The sequence below is a fragment of the Agrobacterium sp. 22-214-1 genome (genome assembly GCF_053522465.1).
Map to the genome: position 1 here is coordinate 506,263 of NZ_JBNWCK010000002.1, position 15,182 is coordinate 521,444.

The 15,182-nt window shown below is 60.1% G+C and carries 12 protein-coding genes; 5 read left to right on the forward strand and 7 right to left on the reverse strand.

The window, feature by feature from the left end:
* The first annotated feature begins 1 nt into the window (after window position 1).
* The 3 genes from ACQZ5G_RS12140 to ACQZ5G_RS12150 all read left to right on the forward strand — a co-directional run bounded on the left by ACQZ5G_RS12140 (window position 2) and on the right by ACQZ5G_RS12150 (window position 3,865).
* Window positions 2-1,924: a putative bifunctional diguanylate cyclase/phosphodiesterase gene (locus tag ACQZ5G_RS12140; protein WP_003522566.1), complete on the forward strand. Its 1,923-nt coding sequence runs from the start codon at window positions 2-4 to the stop codon at window positions 1,922-1,924.
* Between the two features lie 161 nt (window positions 1,925-2,085).
* Window positions 2,086-2,781 carry an FkbM family methyltransferase gene (locus tag ACQZ5G_RS12145; protein WP_003522567.1) on the forward strand — a complete coding sequence of 232 codons (696 nt, stop codon included), beginning with the start codon at window positions 2,086-2,088 and terminating at the stop codon, window positions 2,779-2,781.
* A gap of 247 nt (window positions 2,782-3,028) precedes the next feature.
* Window positions 3,029-3,865: an alpha/beta fold hydrolase gene (locus tag ACQZ5G_RS12150; RefSeq protein WP_448738190.1), complete on the forward strand. Its 837-nt coding sequence runs from the start codon at window positions 3,029-3,031 to the stop codon at window positions 3,863-3,865.
* 55 nt (window positions 3,866-3,920) lie between these two features.
* Here ACQZ5G_RS12150 and ACQZ5G_RS12155 read toward each other — a convergent pair whose 3' ends face one another.
* The 7 genes from ACQZ5G_RS12155 to ACQZ5G_RS12185 all read right to left on the reverse strand — a co-directional run bounded on the left by ACQZ5G_RS12155 (window position 3,921) and on the right by ACQZ5G_RS12185 (window position 11,297).
* On the reverse strand, window positions 3,921-5,303 hold the full coding sequence (locus ACQZ5G_RS12155) for an FGGY-family carbohydrate kinase (protein ID WP_448738189.1): 1,383 nt from the start codon (window positions 5,301-5,303) through the stop codon (window positions 3,921-3,923).
* Window positions 5,300-5,623 carry an L-rhamnose mutarotase gene (gene rhaM, locus ACQZ5G_RS12160; protein ID WP_448738188.1) on the reverse strand — a complete coding sequence of 108 codons (324 nt, stop codon included), beginning with the start codon at window positions 5,621-5,623 and terminating at the stop codon, window positions 5,300-5,302. The genes ACQZ5G_RS12155 and rhaM overlap by 4 nt, the downstream gene beginning before the upstream one ends.
* Before the next feature lie 3 nt (window positions 5,624-5,626).
* Window positions 5,627-6,637 carry an ABC transporter permease gene (locus ACQZ5G_RS12165; protein WP_448738187.1) on the reverse strand — a complete coding sequence of 337 codons (1,011 nt, stop codon included), beginning with the start codon at window positions 6,635-6,637 and terminating at the stop codon, window positions 5,627-5,629.
* Window positions 6,634-7,635, reverse strand: a complete 1,002-nt coding sequence (locus ACQZ5G_RS12170; RefSeq protein ID WP_448738186.1) for an ABC transporter permease — start codon at window positions 7,633-7,635, stop codon at window positions 6,634-6,636. The genes ACQZ5G_RS12165 and ACQZ5G_RS12170 overlap by 4 nt, the downstream gene beginning before the upstream one ends.
* A gap of 13 nt (window positions 7,636-7,648) precedes the next feature.
* The gene (locus ACQZ5G_RS12175; protein WP_448738185.1) at window positions 7,649-9,184 is read right to left on the reverse strand and encodes a sugar ABC transporter ATP-binding protein; all 1,536 of its coding nucleotides are present in this window, start codon (window positions 9,182-9,184) and stop codon (window positions 7,649-7,651) included.
* A 225-nt stretch (window positions 9,185-9,409) separates the two neighbouring features.
* Window positions 9,410-10,420, reverse strand: coding sequence for a rhamnose ABC transporter substrate-binding protein (rhaS, locus tag ACQZ5G_RS12180; protein ID WP_142780569.1), 1,011 nt, complete (start codon window positions 10,418-10,420; stop codon window positions 9,410-9,412).
* Window positions 10,421-10,466: 46 nt separating this feature from the next.
* Window positions 10,467-11,297, reverse strand: coding sequence for a DeoR/GlpR family DNA-binding transcription regulator (locus ACQZ5G_RS12185; RefSeq protein ID WP_003522575.1), 831 nt, complete (start codon window positions 11,295-11,297; stop codon window positions 10,467-10,469).
* A 200-nt stretch (window positions 11,298-11,497) separates the two neighbouring features.
* Here ACQZ5G_RS12185 and ACQZ5G_RS12190 point away from each other — a divergent pair, with 200 nt between their 5' ends.
* Complete coding sequence (locus ACQZ5G_RS12190) at window positions 11,498-13,594, forward strand: bifunctional rhamnulose-1-phosphate aldolase/short-chain dehydrogenase (RefSeq protein ID WP_448738184.1); 2,097 nt, start codon at window positions 11,498-11,500, stop codon at window positions 13,592-13,594.
* Window positions 13,595-13,827: 233 nt separating this feature from the next.
* Complete coding sequence (rhaI, locus tag ACQZ5G_RS12195; protein ID WP_448738183.1) at window positions 13,828-15,120, forward strand: L-rhamnose catabolism isomerase; 1,293 nt, start codon at window positions 13,828-13,830, stop codon at window positions 15,118-15,120.
* The last annotated feature ends 62 nt before the right edge of the window (window positions 15,121-15,182 follow it).

Below are 15,182 nucleotides of genomic sequence, written 5' to 3' on the forward strand. Positions count from 1 at the left end.
TGTGGCGGTGATCATCTGTTGCTTCGTCCTGGCAACGGGCTATATCGCTTTCGTCATTGCCGAGCGGCAGACCGCTCTGCAGAAATTTGCCCGCTACAATGATTCCTGGGCCGTCAGCCAGACCGTAGCCGAATATCTGCGCCTCCAGAACAAGCTGGCCGTGTTCGCGCTCAATCCCGGCAAGATCGACCGGGATGAGCTGCAACTGCGCCTGGATATCATGCTGAGCCGTCTTGAGCTTTTGAAGCAGGGCAATCTTGGGGCTTTCATCAATGAAAAACAGCAGTGGCGGGATCTCGTAACCCGCCTCGACGCCGTTCTGGCCCGTCTGGAGCAGCAGGTGAACAACCTCGATCCGGCCGAGGTTCCGGATCTGCTGGCGACGATGAGCGCGCTCGACGCGCCGATGACGACGCTTGCCTCGTCTTCCGTCGCTTATGACGTCAATCTGATCGATACGGCCCATGAGGATGTGCGCAAGCTGCATATCGTTTATACCGCGCTGGCGGGCGGCCTGATCCTGTGCGGTATCGCGCTTGTCATATTGCTGCTTCGCCAGAACGACCTCCTGAACCGAGCGCAGAAAAGCATGCGCGGCCTGACGGACGATCTGCGTGCCGCAACGCTGGAATTGCAGGCGAAGAATGTTCGGCTCGAACACGACGCCTATCACGACGCGCTGACGGGGCTGCCGAACCGCGCGCTGTTCCGGCAGGAACTGATCGAGAGGTTGCGCCGATCCTTCGGCGGGACCGGAACGACAGCCATCCTCCTGCTCGATCTCGACGGGTTCAAGGACGTCAACGACACGCTCGGCCACGATGCCGGCGATGCGCTGCTTCAGGCCGTGGCGCAGCGCCTTTCGGCGATCGGCGGCGATTATGACATGGTCTGCCGTCTGGGCGGCGACGAATTCGCGGTCGTCTCGGACGATCTGAACGAGGATGCCGCCCGCCGTCTTGCCACCAAGCTCATCGACCAGATCAGCCGCACCTACCAGCTGGGTGAGCAGGAGGTCAAAATCGGCACCTGCATCGGCATCGCCATATCGCACGGCGCCGTCGATGCGGATGAATTGTTCAAGCGGGCGGATCTGGCGCTTTATGAGGCGAAAGCCATCGGCCCCGGCCGGGCGAGCGTTTTCAAGGTCCGCATGCAGAAGCAGCTGACCGAGAAAAAGTCCTTCGAGGCCGACCTGCAGACCGCGTTGCAGAACGACGAGATGGAAGTCTATTACCAGCCGCAGGTGGCCACGCAGACACGTAAGCTCTGCGGCTTCGAGGCGCTGCTGCGTTGGAAACATCCGGTGCGGGGCGATGTGCCGCCCAGCGTGTTCATTCCCGTTGCGGAAAGAACCGGTCTCATCCATTCGCTCGGAAAATGGGTGATGGAGACCGCCTGCCGCGAGGCGATGGGCTGGGACGAGGACATGAAGGTGGCGGTCAATCTGTCGCCGGTTCAGTTCCACAGTACCAACCTCATCCAGAACGTCATGGGCGCGCTTGAGAAAAGCGGGCTGGAACCCAGCCGGCTCGAGCTTGAAATCACCGAATCGATCCTGCTCAACAAGAGCGATCAGACGATCAACACGCTGTCGCGCCTGAAGGCCGTCGGCATTCAGATCGCCATGGATGATTTCGGGACAGGTTATTCATCGCTCGCCAATTTGCGCGGCGTGCCCTTCGACAAGATCAAGATCGACCGCTCGTTCCTGCGCGATATCACCAGCGACCGCGACGCGCTGGCGATCGTGGAATTCGTGGTCGGCGTCGGCCGCAGTCTGCGGATGACGACGATTGCGGAAGGTATCGAGACGGAAGAGCAATATGAATGCGTCAGGCGTCTCGGCTGCGATCAGGTTCAGGGATATCTGATCAGCAGACCGTTGCCGGCCAAGGAGCTTGTGGCCTGGAGTTCCGTCTGAGACGCGCCTGTTTTGGTGCCTGCCGTATCTTGAATTTTTACCACGTCATAGTGTTGCTTGCGAAAACCGATACCGGTTGCCGCAACGATGCTGTAGAGCATTCCCGGTCGATATGGGATTGTTGAGACAAAGCGGCCGGGTTTTGCGAAAAGGCTTGAGACATGGAAATACTGGACGTGCATGGAGTTGCCCTTCCCCTCTCTTCCGATGAGGTGTCGCCGGTCATCTGGCAGGCGCTGACCGACGGCAGCTATGAGGCGAAAGAGGCCCGCAGCGTCCTGAAAGCTATCAAGCCCGGCGATCGGGTGCTGGAACTGGGCTCCGGTATCGGGATCATCACCTCGATCATTGCCGGCATCGAGGACGTTTCCGTCTGGGCTTTCGAGGCCAACCCCTCCACCGCGGCGCTGGCCGAGCGGGTGATCAAGGCCAATTGCCGTGGCAATGTCGTGTTTTCACAGGGGCTTCTTACCGCCGATGAGCCGAGCTCCTATCCTTTTTATGTCCGCAGGGATCTCTGGATGTCGTCCATGGACGAAAATCAGGGGCCCTATGAAAAACGCATCGAAATTTCCTCCGCCAATATCGATGAATTTATCGCCAGCCGGGGCATCACTGCGCTCGTGATGGATATCGAGGGTGCTGAACGCGATCTGCTCGGCAGGGCCGATCTGACCGGCGTGGAGCGGATATTCGTGGAGCTGCATGACCATCTTTACGGTCTCGCCGGGGTTCGCGATATCATGCAGGCGCTGACCGCCAAGGGATATGCCTATGATCCGCGCGGTTCACGCGGGCCCTGTGTCCTGTTCTCCAAGGACGAGAGCCCGAGGGAATACGATCCCGAAGTGGACTGAGGCAGCGCCGAATTCACGGAACCGTCCGCCGCTCATCCCCGTTCTCACATTTGCATGAGGGCGCGGAGCGGGTTGACACGTGTGCCGCAATGGTATGCGGGTCGAGAAGATAATTTCATAAACAGCAATTCATTCCCAATTATTGTTGCAATTGTTGCAACCGTTATACTGCGTCATCATCCCTCCATCACACCGGCGCACAACAGGCTGCGCCGGAGATGCCAACGCAACCGAAGGAGTAACGATCATGGGCTTTGTTAAGACGACAGACGGAACCGAAATCTTCTACAAGGACTGGGGCCCGAAAGATGCCCAGCCGATCATGTTCCACCATGGCTGGCCGCTTAGCTCCGATGACTGGGATGCGCAGATGCTGTTCTTCGTTTCCAAGGGTTTTCGCGTCGTCGCCCATGACCGCCGTGGCCATGGCCGTTCCGCCCAGGTTGCCGACGGTCATGACATGGATCACTACGCCGCCGACGCCTTTGCCGTCGTTGAGGCCCTCGATCTGAAGAATGCCGTCCATATCGGCCATTCCACCGGTGGCGGCGAAGTCGCCCGTTATGTCGCAAAACATGGCGAACCCGCCGGCCGTGTCGCCAAGGCGGTTCTCGTTTCCGCCGTGCCGCCGCTGATGCTCAAGACCGAGGCCAATCCGGAAGGCCTGCCGATGGAGGTTTTTGACGGCTTCCGCTCGTCGCTCGCCGCAAACCGTGCGCAGTTCTTCCGCGATGTCCCAGCCGGTCCCTTCTATGGCTTCAACCGCGATGGTGCGACCGTTCATGAAGGCGTTATCCAGAACTGGTGGCGGCAGGGCATGATGGGCGGCGCAAAGGCTCATTACGACGGCATCAAGGCCTTCTCGGAAACCGACCAGACCCAGGACCTGAAGAATATCAGCGTTCCGACGCTGGTGCTGCATGGTGAAGACGACCAGATCGTGCCGATTGCCGACTCTGCGCTGAAATCGGTGAAGCTGTTGAAAAATGGCACGCTGAAGACCTATCCCGGCTTCTCACACGGCATGTTGACCGTGAATGCCGATGTGCTGAACGCCGATCTTCTGGCCTTCATCAAGGGCTGATCCTTCTGCAAAATCGCAATGCGGCCGAGCGTTCGGCCGCATTTTGCGTTTCGCATCAAGCCATGTGGCCTCGCCAGGCATTGCGGTAAGAAGCGAGACCGGGAATATCGTGCGGCGTGAAATGGCGCTCGCGACCGGCAAGCGGCTTGATGCCGGTGAGCAGAGCCGCACCGGCGCTGGTGCCCGTGGACCCTTCGACCGCCGTTACTTCGGTCTCTGCAAAGCCGGCCAGCGCCTTCAGATAAAGGGTGTTGCTGGCGAAGGGGCCTTCCACAAGGATCGGACCTTTCCGCCCGATGAGCGAGAGGCTGCATTCCGTCATCAGGGCGAGATAAAGCGACGCCGCTGCGTGCCGTTCCGCGGCCGTAGCATTTTCATCGCCAATCCAGCGCACCGCCTTGTCCGGAAAGGGGCCGGAGCCGCTGACGACGCTCGGCAGCAGCATCATGCCCCTGGCAATCACGCCGCCGAGAGCCGCGTCCATCGCTTCGTCTTCCACAGCGCCGAATTGCTGCGCCAGCATTTCGTACTCCCTGCCGCCCATGAAGCGGGACGAGGGAACGGGACGGCCGAAAGCATCGACATTCAGGAGTGCGTCACGGGTGGGATCGAGCGAACCCGCCGCGCCGCCGATGGCGAAATTCACCACCCAGGTGCCGGTGGAGACAACCGAAAAATCACCGTCCCGGCGCAGAAGATGCGGCAGGAGCGACGCGTTGGAATCGTGGATGCCACAATAGACCGGCATATCGGGAGACAGTCCAGTTTCGACGGCCAGCGACGGGCGGATTGTTCCCAGCACATCGAAAGCGGAGCGAACCGGCGCCATCAACTGCTCGATACCGAGACGCGCGACGAGCGAGGAGAAACTTCTCCGGCGTGGATTCCAGAGATCCGTATGGCAGCCGAGCGAGGTCGTTTCCGTGGACTGAATGCCCGTCAGCCGTCCCGCCCAATATTGCGCATAGGTGACGATGCTGCGCACTCTGGAGAAATCATCAGGAAAGGCCGTTTTCTGGAAATGGATTTGCGCGCCAAGGTTCAGCCCGACGGGAAGCTGCGGTGAGCCGGTCTCGGCAAAATCGGGCCTGATGCCGCGATAGGCTTCTTCAATGGCTGCGGGATAGCCGTGTTCATAATCGAGCACCGGCATGGCGAGATCGCCGTTCCCATTGAGAAGTGCTGCCGAAGCGCCATGGGTGGTGATGGAAATCGCATCGAAACCGGGCTTCTGGCCGAAATGCTGAAGCGCGGAGAGAATGAAGCGCCAGAGCATTTCCACATCGTAATGCGGATACATCCCATCGCGAAGGACGGGGTTCGCCTGTTTCTCGCCGACAATCTCTTCGCCGCTGCCGGTGTCGATGACGACGACCTTGGCATTGGTCTTGCCGATATCGATGACCGCAACGCGGCCCGGTTTGATGCTCTCGCTCATGGCAGATGGAACACCGTCACCAGATCTTTTGCGACCGGCGAATTATCGGCATTGCTCTCCATGATATCGGCCATATGCGCCCACCACTTCTTCATCACGGGATGGTCGGGCAAGGCCGCCATGCCGTGGTTCTTCGGGCGCGTCAGCACGCCGAACAGGATGTTGGTTTCCGGGTCGAGATGAATGGAGTAATCGCTCACACCCGCATCATGCAGCAGCGCCACCAGTTCGGGCCATATCTCGTCATGGCGCTTTTTATATTCGGCCTCTTTTCCGGCAAAGAGTTTCATCTTGAAGGCGTGTTTTTCAAGTTCCGGCATGGCTCAACCTCTCATGGCCCGAAGGCGGCGGACGACGATGGGGATGGCGATGGTGACGATCAAAAGCAGGCCGACGAAGATCGACATGACGATACCAGGCACGTTCAGCAGCCCGAGACCAAAGGTGACAAGGCCCATGACGAAGGCGGCGATGACGACACCGGCAATGGTGCCGGAGCCGCCGAGGATGGAGACACCGCCGAGCACCACCATGGTCACCACCTCAAGCTCCCACCCTTGGGCGATGGACGGGCGCGTGGAGCCTAGCCGCGAGGTGAGGCAGACGGCGGCAATGCCGCTCATCAGGCCGGTGAGCAGGAACAGGATGAACTTCACCCGCTCGACGGGTATGCCGGAGAAACGGGCGGCGAAGGGGTTGTTGCCGATCACATAGACCTGCCGGCCGAAATTGGTGGCGTGCAGCAGAATGGCGAAGAGGATGGCCATGGCGATGAACAGCACGAATTCGAAAGAAATCACCCAGAAAACGTAACCCTGACCGAAATAGGCAAAATCTGCGGGATATTTGCCATAGGCCTGATCACCCAGCACCATGTAGGAAATGCCGCGAAACAGGCTCATCGTTCCGATGGTGACGACGATGGACGGCAGCTTAAGCCCTGCAACCAGAAAGCCGTTGAAAGCCCCGCATAAAAGCCCGGTCCCGATGCCGATGGCGACGAGGCCGGGCGTGCCGACGCCCATCTGCACTGCCGCACCCATGGCGGTGGAGGCAAGCGCAATGATGGCGGCGACGGATAGATCGATTTCACCGGCAATGATCAGCAGCGCCATGGCGAAGGCGATGATCGCCTTTTCGGTGAAGTTGAAGGTTGCGTCGGAGAGGTTCCAGGCATTGAGGAAATAGGGCGAAGCGAGCGAATTGGCGATGAAGATCAGGATCGCAACGCCAAGCAGCAGCACTTCCCAACTGGCCATGATGCGGCGTATCGGCGTGCCGAGCTTGTCTGGAATGATGCGCGGATTCTGCGCTGGTTGAGGCGTCGTGCTCATGCTGCGGCCTCCCTGGCCTGATCGGCTGCGGCCCGGTCACGCAGGATGATACGGCCTTTTCTGGCTTCGGCACGGGCATTAAAGACGACGGCAAGCACGATCACCACGCCGGAAATCGCCATCTGCGCGAAGGGCGAAATGCCGATGACGGGCAGGGCGTTCTTGATGACGCCGAGGAACAGTGCGCCGAGCACCGCACCCGCCACCGAGCCGATGCCGCCGGCAATCGAGATGCCGCCGATCACATTCGCCGCCACGCTGTCCAGCTCGAAACCGGCGGCGATGTCGACATAGGCAACCGCATAACGCGATACCCAGAGATAGCTGGCGAGACCGGCCAGAGCGCCTGACAGCACGAAGGCGAAGAAGCGCGTGCGGCCGACATCGATGCCCGCATAGACGGCGGCACTCGGATTACCGCCTGACGCATAGGCGGAGCGGCCGAAGGAGGTGCGGCTGAGCACCAGCCACGCACCGGCGATGATGAGGACCGCCACCCATGAAAGTACGGGCATACCGAGGATCATGGTGCGCGGCACGTTGAGGAAGGTGGGGGAAAGCTGGTGCGCATTCACCCAGCCGCCACCGGACAGCACGAAGGCCATGCCGCGATAGATGGTGAGCGTGCCGAGCGTGACGACGATCGGCGGAATGCCGAGCCACCAGACCAGCACGCCGTTGAGCGAGCCGAGAAATGCGCCGATGCCGACCGCCATGACGATGAGAAGCGGCAGAGGAATACCCGGAAAGGCGGCATTGGTCATCGCCACCGCCATGCCGGTGAAGGCGAGATTGGCGGCAACCGAAAGATCGATGGATTTGGTGAGAATGACCGCCATCTGGCCAAGCGCCAGAATGATGAGGATGGAGGTATCGTTGAAGATATTGACGAGATTGCCGGGCCGGCTGAAACCGGGCGCGCGCAGCGCAAAACCGGCGATCATGATGACGATGATGCCCGCCAGCAGCCATTCGCGATTTTTGAGTAGACGTTGCATGGTTTTGCCCCTCTCAGGCATTGCCGGTGGCGGCGCGCACCAGCTTTTCCGGAGAAAAATCGGCGCGTTCGAACTGGCCCGCCATCAGGCCTTCGCGCATCACGATGGCGCGGTCGGACATGCCGAGGATTTCGGGAAGTTCGGATGAAATCATGATGATGGAAAGCCCCTCGGCGGCAAGCTCGCTGATGAAACCGTGCACGGCGGCCTTGGAGCCGATATCGATGCCCTTGGTCGGTTCATCGAGAATGATGACCTTGGGCTGGGTGGCGAGCCACTTGCCGATCACCACCTTCTGCTGGTTGCCGCCTGAAAGCGTACCGACCGGCACGGAAAGGGCGGCGGCGCGCAGATCGAGCCGCGAGGCATATTTGCGCGCGAGCGCGAATTCATTAGCGGCGGCCAGAAATCCCTTGCGCGAGGTGCGCGTGAGCGATGGCAGCGACATGTTCTGGTAGATCGGCATGTCGAGCGCCAGCCCGTGGCGGCCGCGCTCCTCCGGCACATAAACGATGCCGGCGCGGATCGCGTCTTCCGGCGAGCGGATGGAAAGCGGCTGGCCTTCCAGCGATACCTTCCCTGAAGCCGGCCGGGTAATGCCGAACAGCGACTGGCAGAGTTCGGAGCGGCCGGCGCCGATCAGCCCGTAAAGGCCGAGAATTTCGCCCTTGCGCAGTTCGAGCGAAATATCGCGGAATTCCGTTTGATGCGAATAATCGCGCACCGAAAGAACCGTCGGACCAAGGGTGACGGCCTGCTTGGGAAAGGCGTTCGTCACGTCGCGGCCAACCATCAGCCGCACGATTTCGTCCTGCGGCGTGGCGGCGAGATTGCCCGCTCCAACCATCCTGCCGTCGCGGAACACGGCGTAGTTCTCGGCGATCTCATAGACCTCGTCGAACTTGTGGCTGATGAAGAGGATCGCCTTTCCCTGCCGCTTCAGGTTCTCGACGATGCGGAAGAGATCATCGATTTCCTTGCGAGAAAGGGCGGCGGTCGGCTCGTCCATGATGACGATGCGCGCCTCGACCGACAGCGCGCGGGCGATGGCGACGAGATGGCGCTGGGCAATGGACAGGTCCTTCAGCCGGATCGTCGGATCGATGGTGCTTTCCAGTTGTTCCAGCAGGGTTCTGGCGCGCGTGTTGATGGTCTTCCAGTCGATCAGACCGAAACGGCCTTTTGGCGCATGGCCTAGGAAGATGTTTTCGCCGACGGAGAGCTCGTCGAACAGCACGGTTTCCTGATGAATGGCGGTGACGCCGGCATCGATGGCGTCCTGTGCGCTGTGAAAATGGACGGGCTGACCATCGAGAAGGATTTCGCCCTCATTCGGGCGGTAAATGCCGGTGAGGATTTTGACAAGCGTGGATTTTCCCGCGCCGTTTTCACCGATCAGCGCGGTGACCTTGCCGGGATAAAGCGCGATATCGACGCCATCCAGCGCTTTGACGCCGGGGAATATCTGGCTGATGCCGCGCATTTCGAGAATGGGCGTGGCTCTGGAAGTCGCTGGGATGTCAATGGTTTGGGTTTCAGCACGCATCATTCCGTCTTACCGGTCGGTTTTGAGTGAAGCGGCGAGGGGCACCCCCCTCTGCCCTGCCGGGCATCTCCCCCTCAAGGGGGGAGATCGGCAGGAGGCGCTACCACCACTTCATTCGCGAATGTTTAGATGGGCGAGACTTATCCGCGAGTCGATCTCCCCCCTTGAGGGGGAGATGCCCGGCAGGGCAGAGGGGGGTAACCTCCGCACCGCCGGATATTATCAAGATCAGAAAATCTTCGAGAACTGATCGATATTCTTCGCATCATAAACAAACGGATCGGCCATCGCCGCTTCGCTGTTTTCGCCAACCTTGATCTTGCCCATGCGGCCTGCCTCGATTTCCGAGCCCGGCTTGCCATCGGTTTCGCCCTTCACGAGGCGATAGGCGATCTGGGTGGCGGAGTAGCCGAGGTCGATCGGGTTCCAGATGGCGAATTCCTTGGTGGCGCCCGACTTGATGGCGCCGGCCATTTCGGACGGCAGGCCAAGGCCCGTCACATAGACCTGACCGATCTTGCCCGCATCCTTCACCGCCTGCGAGGCGGCGAGAACGCCAACCGTTGTTGGCGCGACGATGACCTTCACATTCGGCTGCGAGGAGAGCAGGCCCTGCGCTTCGCGGTAGCTCTTGTCGGCAAGGTCGTCGCCGTAGACCGTGGTGACAAGGTTGAGGCCGGGGAAATCCTTCAGCTGCTTTTTCATCTCGTCGATCCAGATATTCTGGTTCGTGGAGGTGGTGGTGGCCGAAAGAATGGCGAAATCGCCCTTGCCGCCTTCCAGATGCGACGCGGCGAGCTGCAGGCACATCTTGCCGATCAGCGCGTTGGACGAGGGGTTGAGCTGGAGAATGCGGCCTTCCGGCGCAACACCGGAATCCCAGGAGATGACCTTGATGCCGCGCTGGGCCGCCTTTTTCAGCGCCGGAACCACGGCATCGGGGTCATTGGCGGAAATGGCGATGGCGTCGACGCCCTGCGCGATCAGCGAATTGATGACTTCGATCTGGCCTTCGGCCGTGGTGCTGGTCGGGCCGGTATAGATGATCTCGACGCCGCCGAGGTCCTTTGCGGCCTCCTGCGCGCCCTTGTTGGCGGCTTCGAAAAAGCCGTTGCCGAGCGATTTGACCACCAATGCGATTTTCACGTCGGCGGCCTGGGCGACGCTGCCCAGCCCTGCGACGGAGAGCGCTGCGCCAAGCGCCAGAGCGCTCGTCAATGTTCTGCGTGTAAGTTTCATGTCCCTTTTCCTCCCGTTTTGAACGTTTTCCTCCCCCCGGTGCTCCTCAGGCGACCGAAGAAGAATCCTCTTCATCCGGTGGGGCGGCTGTCTTGCCATCCCTCACCGCGCCGACGACCAGCAATTCGACGCCGGCATCTTCCACCATCCTTGCCGCTTCGTCCGAAATCCCGTCATCGGTGATGATGGTCGAGACATTCTCGAGCGGACATAAAATGAGGCTGGAACGTTTTCTGAATTTCGAAGAATCGACCATCACGATCAGCTCTTCCGCCTGTCGCATCAGCTTCTGCTCGCTCTGAATAACCAGCGCGTCGGATTCCATGATGCCGAGTGCGCCCACGCCCTGCGCACCGAGAAAAATCCGCCGCGCATAAAAATTGCGGATCGCATCGTTCTCGAAAGGCGACAGGATAAGGCTCTGGTCGCGATAGATCGCGCCGCCCGGCACGCTGACATTGCATTTGGAATGCTTGACCAGATGCTCGGCGATGGCGAAAGAATTGGTCATGACCTGCAGGCGGCGCGCCGCCATGTAATGCACCATCTGGAAAGTCGTCGTGCCGCCATTCAGGATGATCGCGTCGCCATCATTGCAGAGATCAACCGCCTTGCGCGCAATTGCGCGTTTCTTGTCGATATTGACCGATTCGGACACCCGGAACGGCCGGGCGGCCAGATTGCCGAGCTGCGGCGGATGCACCGCTTCCGCCCCGCCGCGCACGCGGCGCAACTTGCCCTGAACATGCAGCGAGGCGATATCCCGGCGGATCGTCGCTTCCGACGCATCCGTCAGTTCAGCAATATCCTGCACCGTCACGACAGCTTTTTCCTGTGTGGCGCTCAAGATGATGCGATGGCGTTCGCGTTCGTGCATGGGGTCCTCCTGATCGTGATTATTCGCAATCTCTTTACGTTGTCAATCAAGAACGATCAAATTAATCAATATCGCGCTGCAACATGAAAATTTGTGATCGTTTTTGATTGACATTATGCTTTTGGATGCGCGATATCTGCCATCAAAGGAGGCGGGCCGGTATCGGCTCCGCGAATGCAGACAGATATTGGGAGGAAGACATGACGGGAAAATCCCGCCTTCTCGAAAGCCGTTGGGACGATGCCTATGCCAGAACGCTCGATGAGCCGGGCAAGCTGCTTTATCGCTCCAATCTGCTCGGTGCCGACAAGCGCATCACCAATTATGGCGGCGGCAACACATCCGCAAAGGTGCTTGAGACCGATCCGCTGACGGGCGAGAAGGTCCGCGTCATGTGGGTGAAGGGCTCCGGCGGCGATGTCGGCACTATCAAGCTTGATGGTTTTGCAACGCTTTATCTCGACAAGCTGGAAGCGCTGAAGGGCATTTACAAGGGTGTGGAGGATGAGGACCGCATGGTCGGTTTCCTGCCGCATTGCACCTTCAACCTCAATCCGCGCGCGGCTTCCATCGATACGCCGCTGCACGGTTTCGTGCCTTACGATCATGTCGACCATATGCATCCGGACGCGATCATCGCCATTGCCGCCTCGAAGAATTCGAAAGAGCTGACGCAGCAGATTTTCGGCGATGATATCGGTTGGCTGCCCTGGCGTCGCCCCGGTTTCCAGCTGGGTCTCGATCTCGAAGCTTTCGTCAAGGCCAACCCGAAGGCCAAGGGCGTCGTGCTGGAAAGCCATGGTCTCTTCACATGGGATAATGACGCCAAGGCGTGTTACGAACTGACGCTCGCCATCATCAACAAGGCCATCGAATGGTTTGCGGCCAAGACCGAAGGCAAGACGATTTTCGGTGGCGCGGTGGCGAAGAGCCTGCCCCTTGCCGAACGCCGCGCCATCGCCGCCCGGTTGATGCCAGAAATCCGTGGCCGCATCGGCCGTGAGGAGCGGAAGCTCGGCCATTTCGACGATCAGGATGCGGTTCTGGAATTCGTCAACTCCAAGGATCTGAAGCCGCTCGGCGCGCTCGGCACGTCCTGCCCGGATCACTTCCTGCGCACGAAAATCCGCCCGCTGATCCTCGATCTCGATACGGCGAACCCGGATGTGGACGCGCTGACGGCGGGTCTCGACAAGGCGCTTGAAGCTTACCGCGCCGATTATACCCGCTACTACGAGGCCTGCCGCCACGACAATTCGCCGAAGATGCGCGATCCGAATCCGGTGATTTTCCTGATCCCCGGCGTTGGCATGTTGTCCTTCGCCAAGGACAAGGCCACCGCCCGCATCGCCGGCGAATTTTATGTCAACGCCATCAACGTCATGCGTGGTGCTTCTACCGTGTCCGAATATCAGGGCCTGCCGGAGCAGGAGGCCTTCGATATCGAATATTGGCTGCTGGAAGAGGCAAAGCTTCAACGCATGCCGAAGCCGAAGAGCCTTGCCGGCCGGGTGGCCTTCGTCACCGGCGGTGCTGGCGGTATCGGCCGGGCGACGGCGGAAAGGCTGGCGGGCGAGGGCGCCTGCGTTGTGCTGGCTGATATTGACGAAGCGGCGCTGGAAGCCGCCAAGGGCGATTTCGTCAAACGCTACAGCACGGATGCAGTGCGCAGCGTGAAACTGGATGTCACGAAAGAGGATGCCGTCATCGCGGCCTTCGCGGAAGCGAGCGTCGAATTCGGCGGCGTGGATATCCTCGTCTCCAATGCTGGCATCGCTTCCTCCGCGCCGGTGGAAGAAACGACGCTTGCCATGTGGAACAAGAATATCGACATTCTCGCCACCGGCTATTTCCTCGTTTCGCGCGAAGCGTTCCGGCTGCTGCGGCGTCAGAATCTCGGCGGCAACGTGGTGTTCGTCGCCTCGAAAAACGGTCTCGCTTCCTCGCCCAATGCATCCGCCTATTGCACGGCGAAAGCTGCGGAAATTCATCTGGCCCGTTGCCTCGCGCTCGAAGGCGCGGAAGCCGGCATTCGCGTCAACACCGTCAATCCCGACGCCGTGCTGCGCGGTTCCAAAATCTGGAATGGCGAGTGGCGGGAGCAGCGAGCGGCGTCGTCCAAGATCGAGGTGACCGATCTGGAGGAACATTACCGCAAGCGCTCGATGCTGAAGCTTAATGTCTTCCCGGAAGATATCGCCGAGGCGATCTACTTCCTGGCGTCCGACGCCTCCGCCAAGTCGACCGGCAACATCATCAATGTCGATGCCGGTAATGCGCAGAGTTTTACGCGGTAGGGTGTCGGTGGATACCGACATATAAAAAGACACGATGCTTTGAGAAGTGGCGAAAGTCCCACCTCCGTCATTCCGGCCTTGAGCCGGAATCCAGCAGCCGCGCGTCTGCGCGGCGAGAGAGTTTTCTCAGCCCAAAGACTTGGGCTGGCTGGATTCCGGCTCAAGGCCGGAATGACGGGGTGGTGGCGTCGCGGGCCGAAGCACCTGTTGTGTTCATTGCCCGGGAGGAAAAAATGACCGAGACGAAAATCGCCGCCGATGTGATCGCGGCCGAAAACGACAAACGCGCCGCGGTGCTGAAGGATGATTATCAGGCGCTGGGCAACCAGCTTGCGCGCCGCAATGTCGATATCGAGGCCGTTACGGTCAAGGTCGCGGAATTTTTCGTCGCCGTGCCCTCCTGGGGCGTTGGCACCGGCGGCACCCGTTTTGCCCGTTTTCCCGGCACGGGCGAGCCGCGCGGCATTTTCGACAAGCTGGATGATTGCGCCGTCATCAACCAGCTGACACGGGCGACGCCCAATGTTTCCCTGCATATTCCGTGGGATAAGGAAGACCCGAAGCGATTGAAAGCCCATGCCGATGCGCTGGGTCTCGGCTTCGACGCCATGAATTCCAACACGTTTTCGGATGCGCCCGGCCAGAGCCATTCCTACAAATACGGTTCGCTCAGCCACACGGATGCCGCCACGCGCCGGCAGGCAGTCGAGCACAACATAGAGTGTATTGAGATCGGCAATGCCATCGGCTCGAAGGCACTGACGGTGTGGGTGGGCGATGGCTCGAACTTTCCCGGCCAGAGCAATTTCACCAGAAGCTTCGAGCGCTATCTCGCCGCCATGGCGGATATCTACAAGGCGCTGCCGGATGACTGGCGCATCTTTTCCGAACACAAGATGTACGAGCCGGCCTTCTATTCGACCGTCGTGCAGGACTGGGGCACCAATTACCTCATCGCCAATACACTCGGCGAAAAGGCCTTCTGCCTCGTCGACCTCGGCCACCATGCGCCGAACACCAATATCGAGATGATCGTCGCCCGGCTCATCCAGTTCGGCAAGCTCGGCGGTTTCCATTTCAATGACAGCAAATATGGCGACGATGATCTCGATGCCGGCTCGATCGAGCCCTACCGCCTCTTCCTCGTCTTCAACGAGCTGGTGGATGCCGAACATCGCGGCGTGAAGGGTTTCCATCCCGCCCATATGATCGACCAGTCGCACAATGTGACGGACCCGATCGAAAGCCTGATCTCCAGCGCCAACGAAATCCGCCGCGCCTATGCGCAGGCGCTGCTGGTGGATCGTGCGGCCCTCGACGGCTACCAGCAGGACAATGATGCGCTGATGGCTTCCGATACTCTGAAGCGGGCCTATCGCACCGATGTGGAACCGATTCTTGCCCAAGCGCGGCAATTGGCGGGCGGAGCTATCGATCCAGTCGTGACTTATCGTGCGAGCGGCTATCGCAGCCATGTTGCGGCGAAGCGCCCGGCTTCGGTTGGTGGCAGCGGCGGGATTGTGTAAATTCGGTGTCGCTGGAATAGGGGGAAGCCGAGGCTGACTACACACCTTGCCTCTATCTCGAC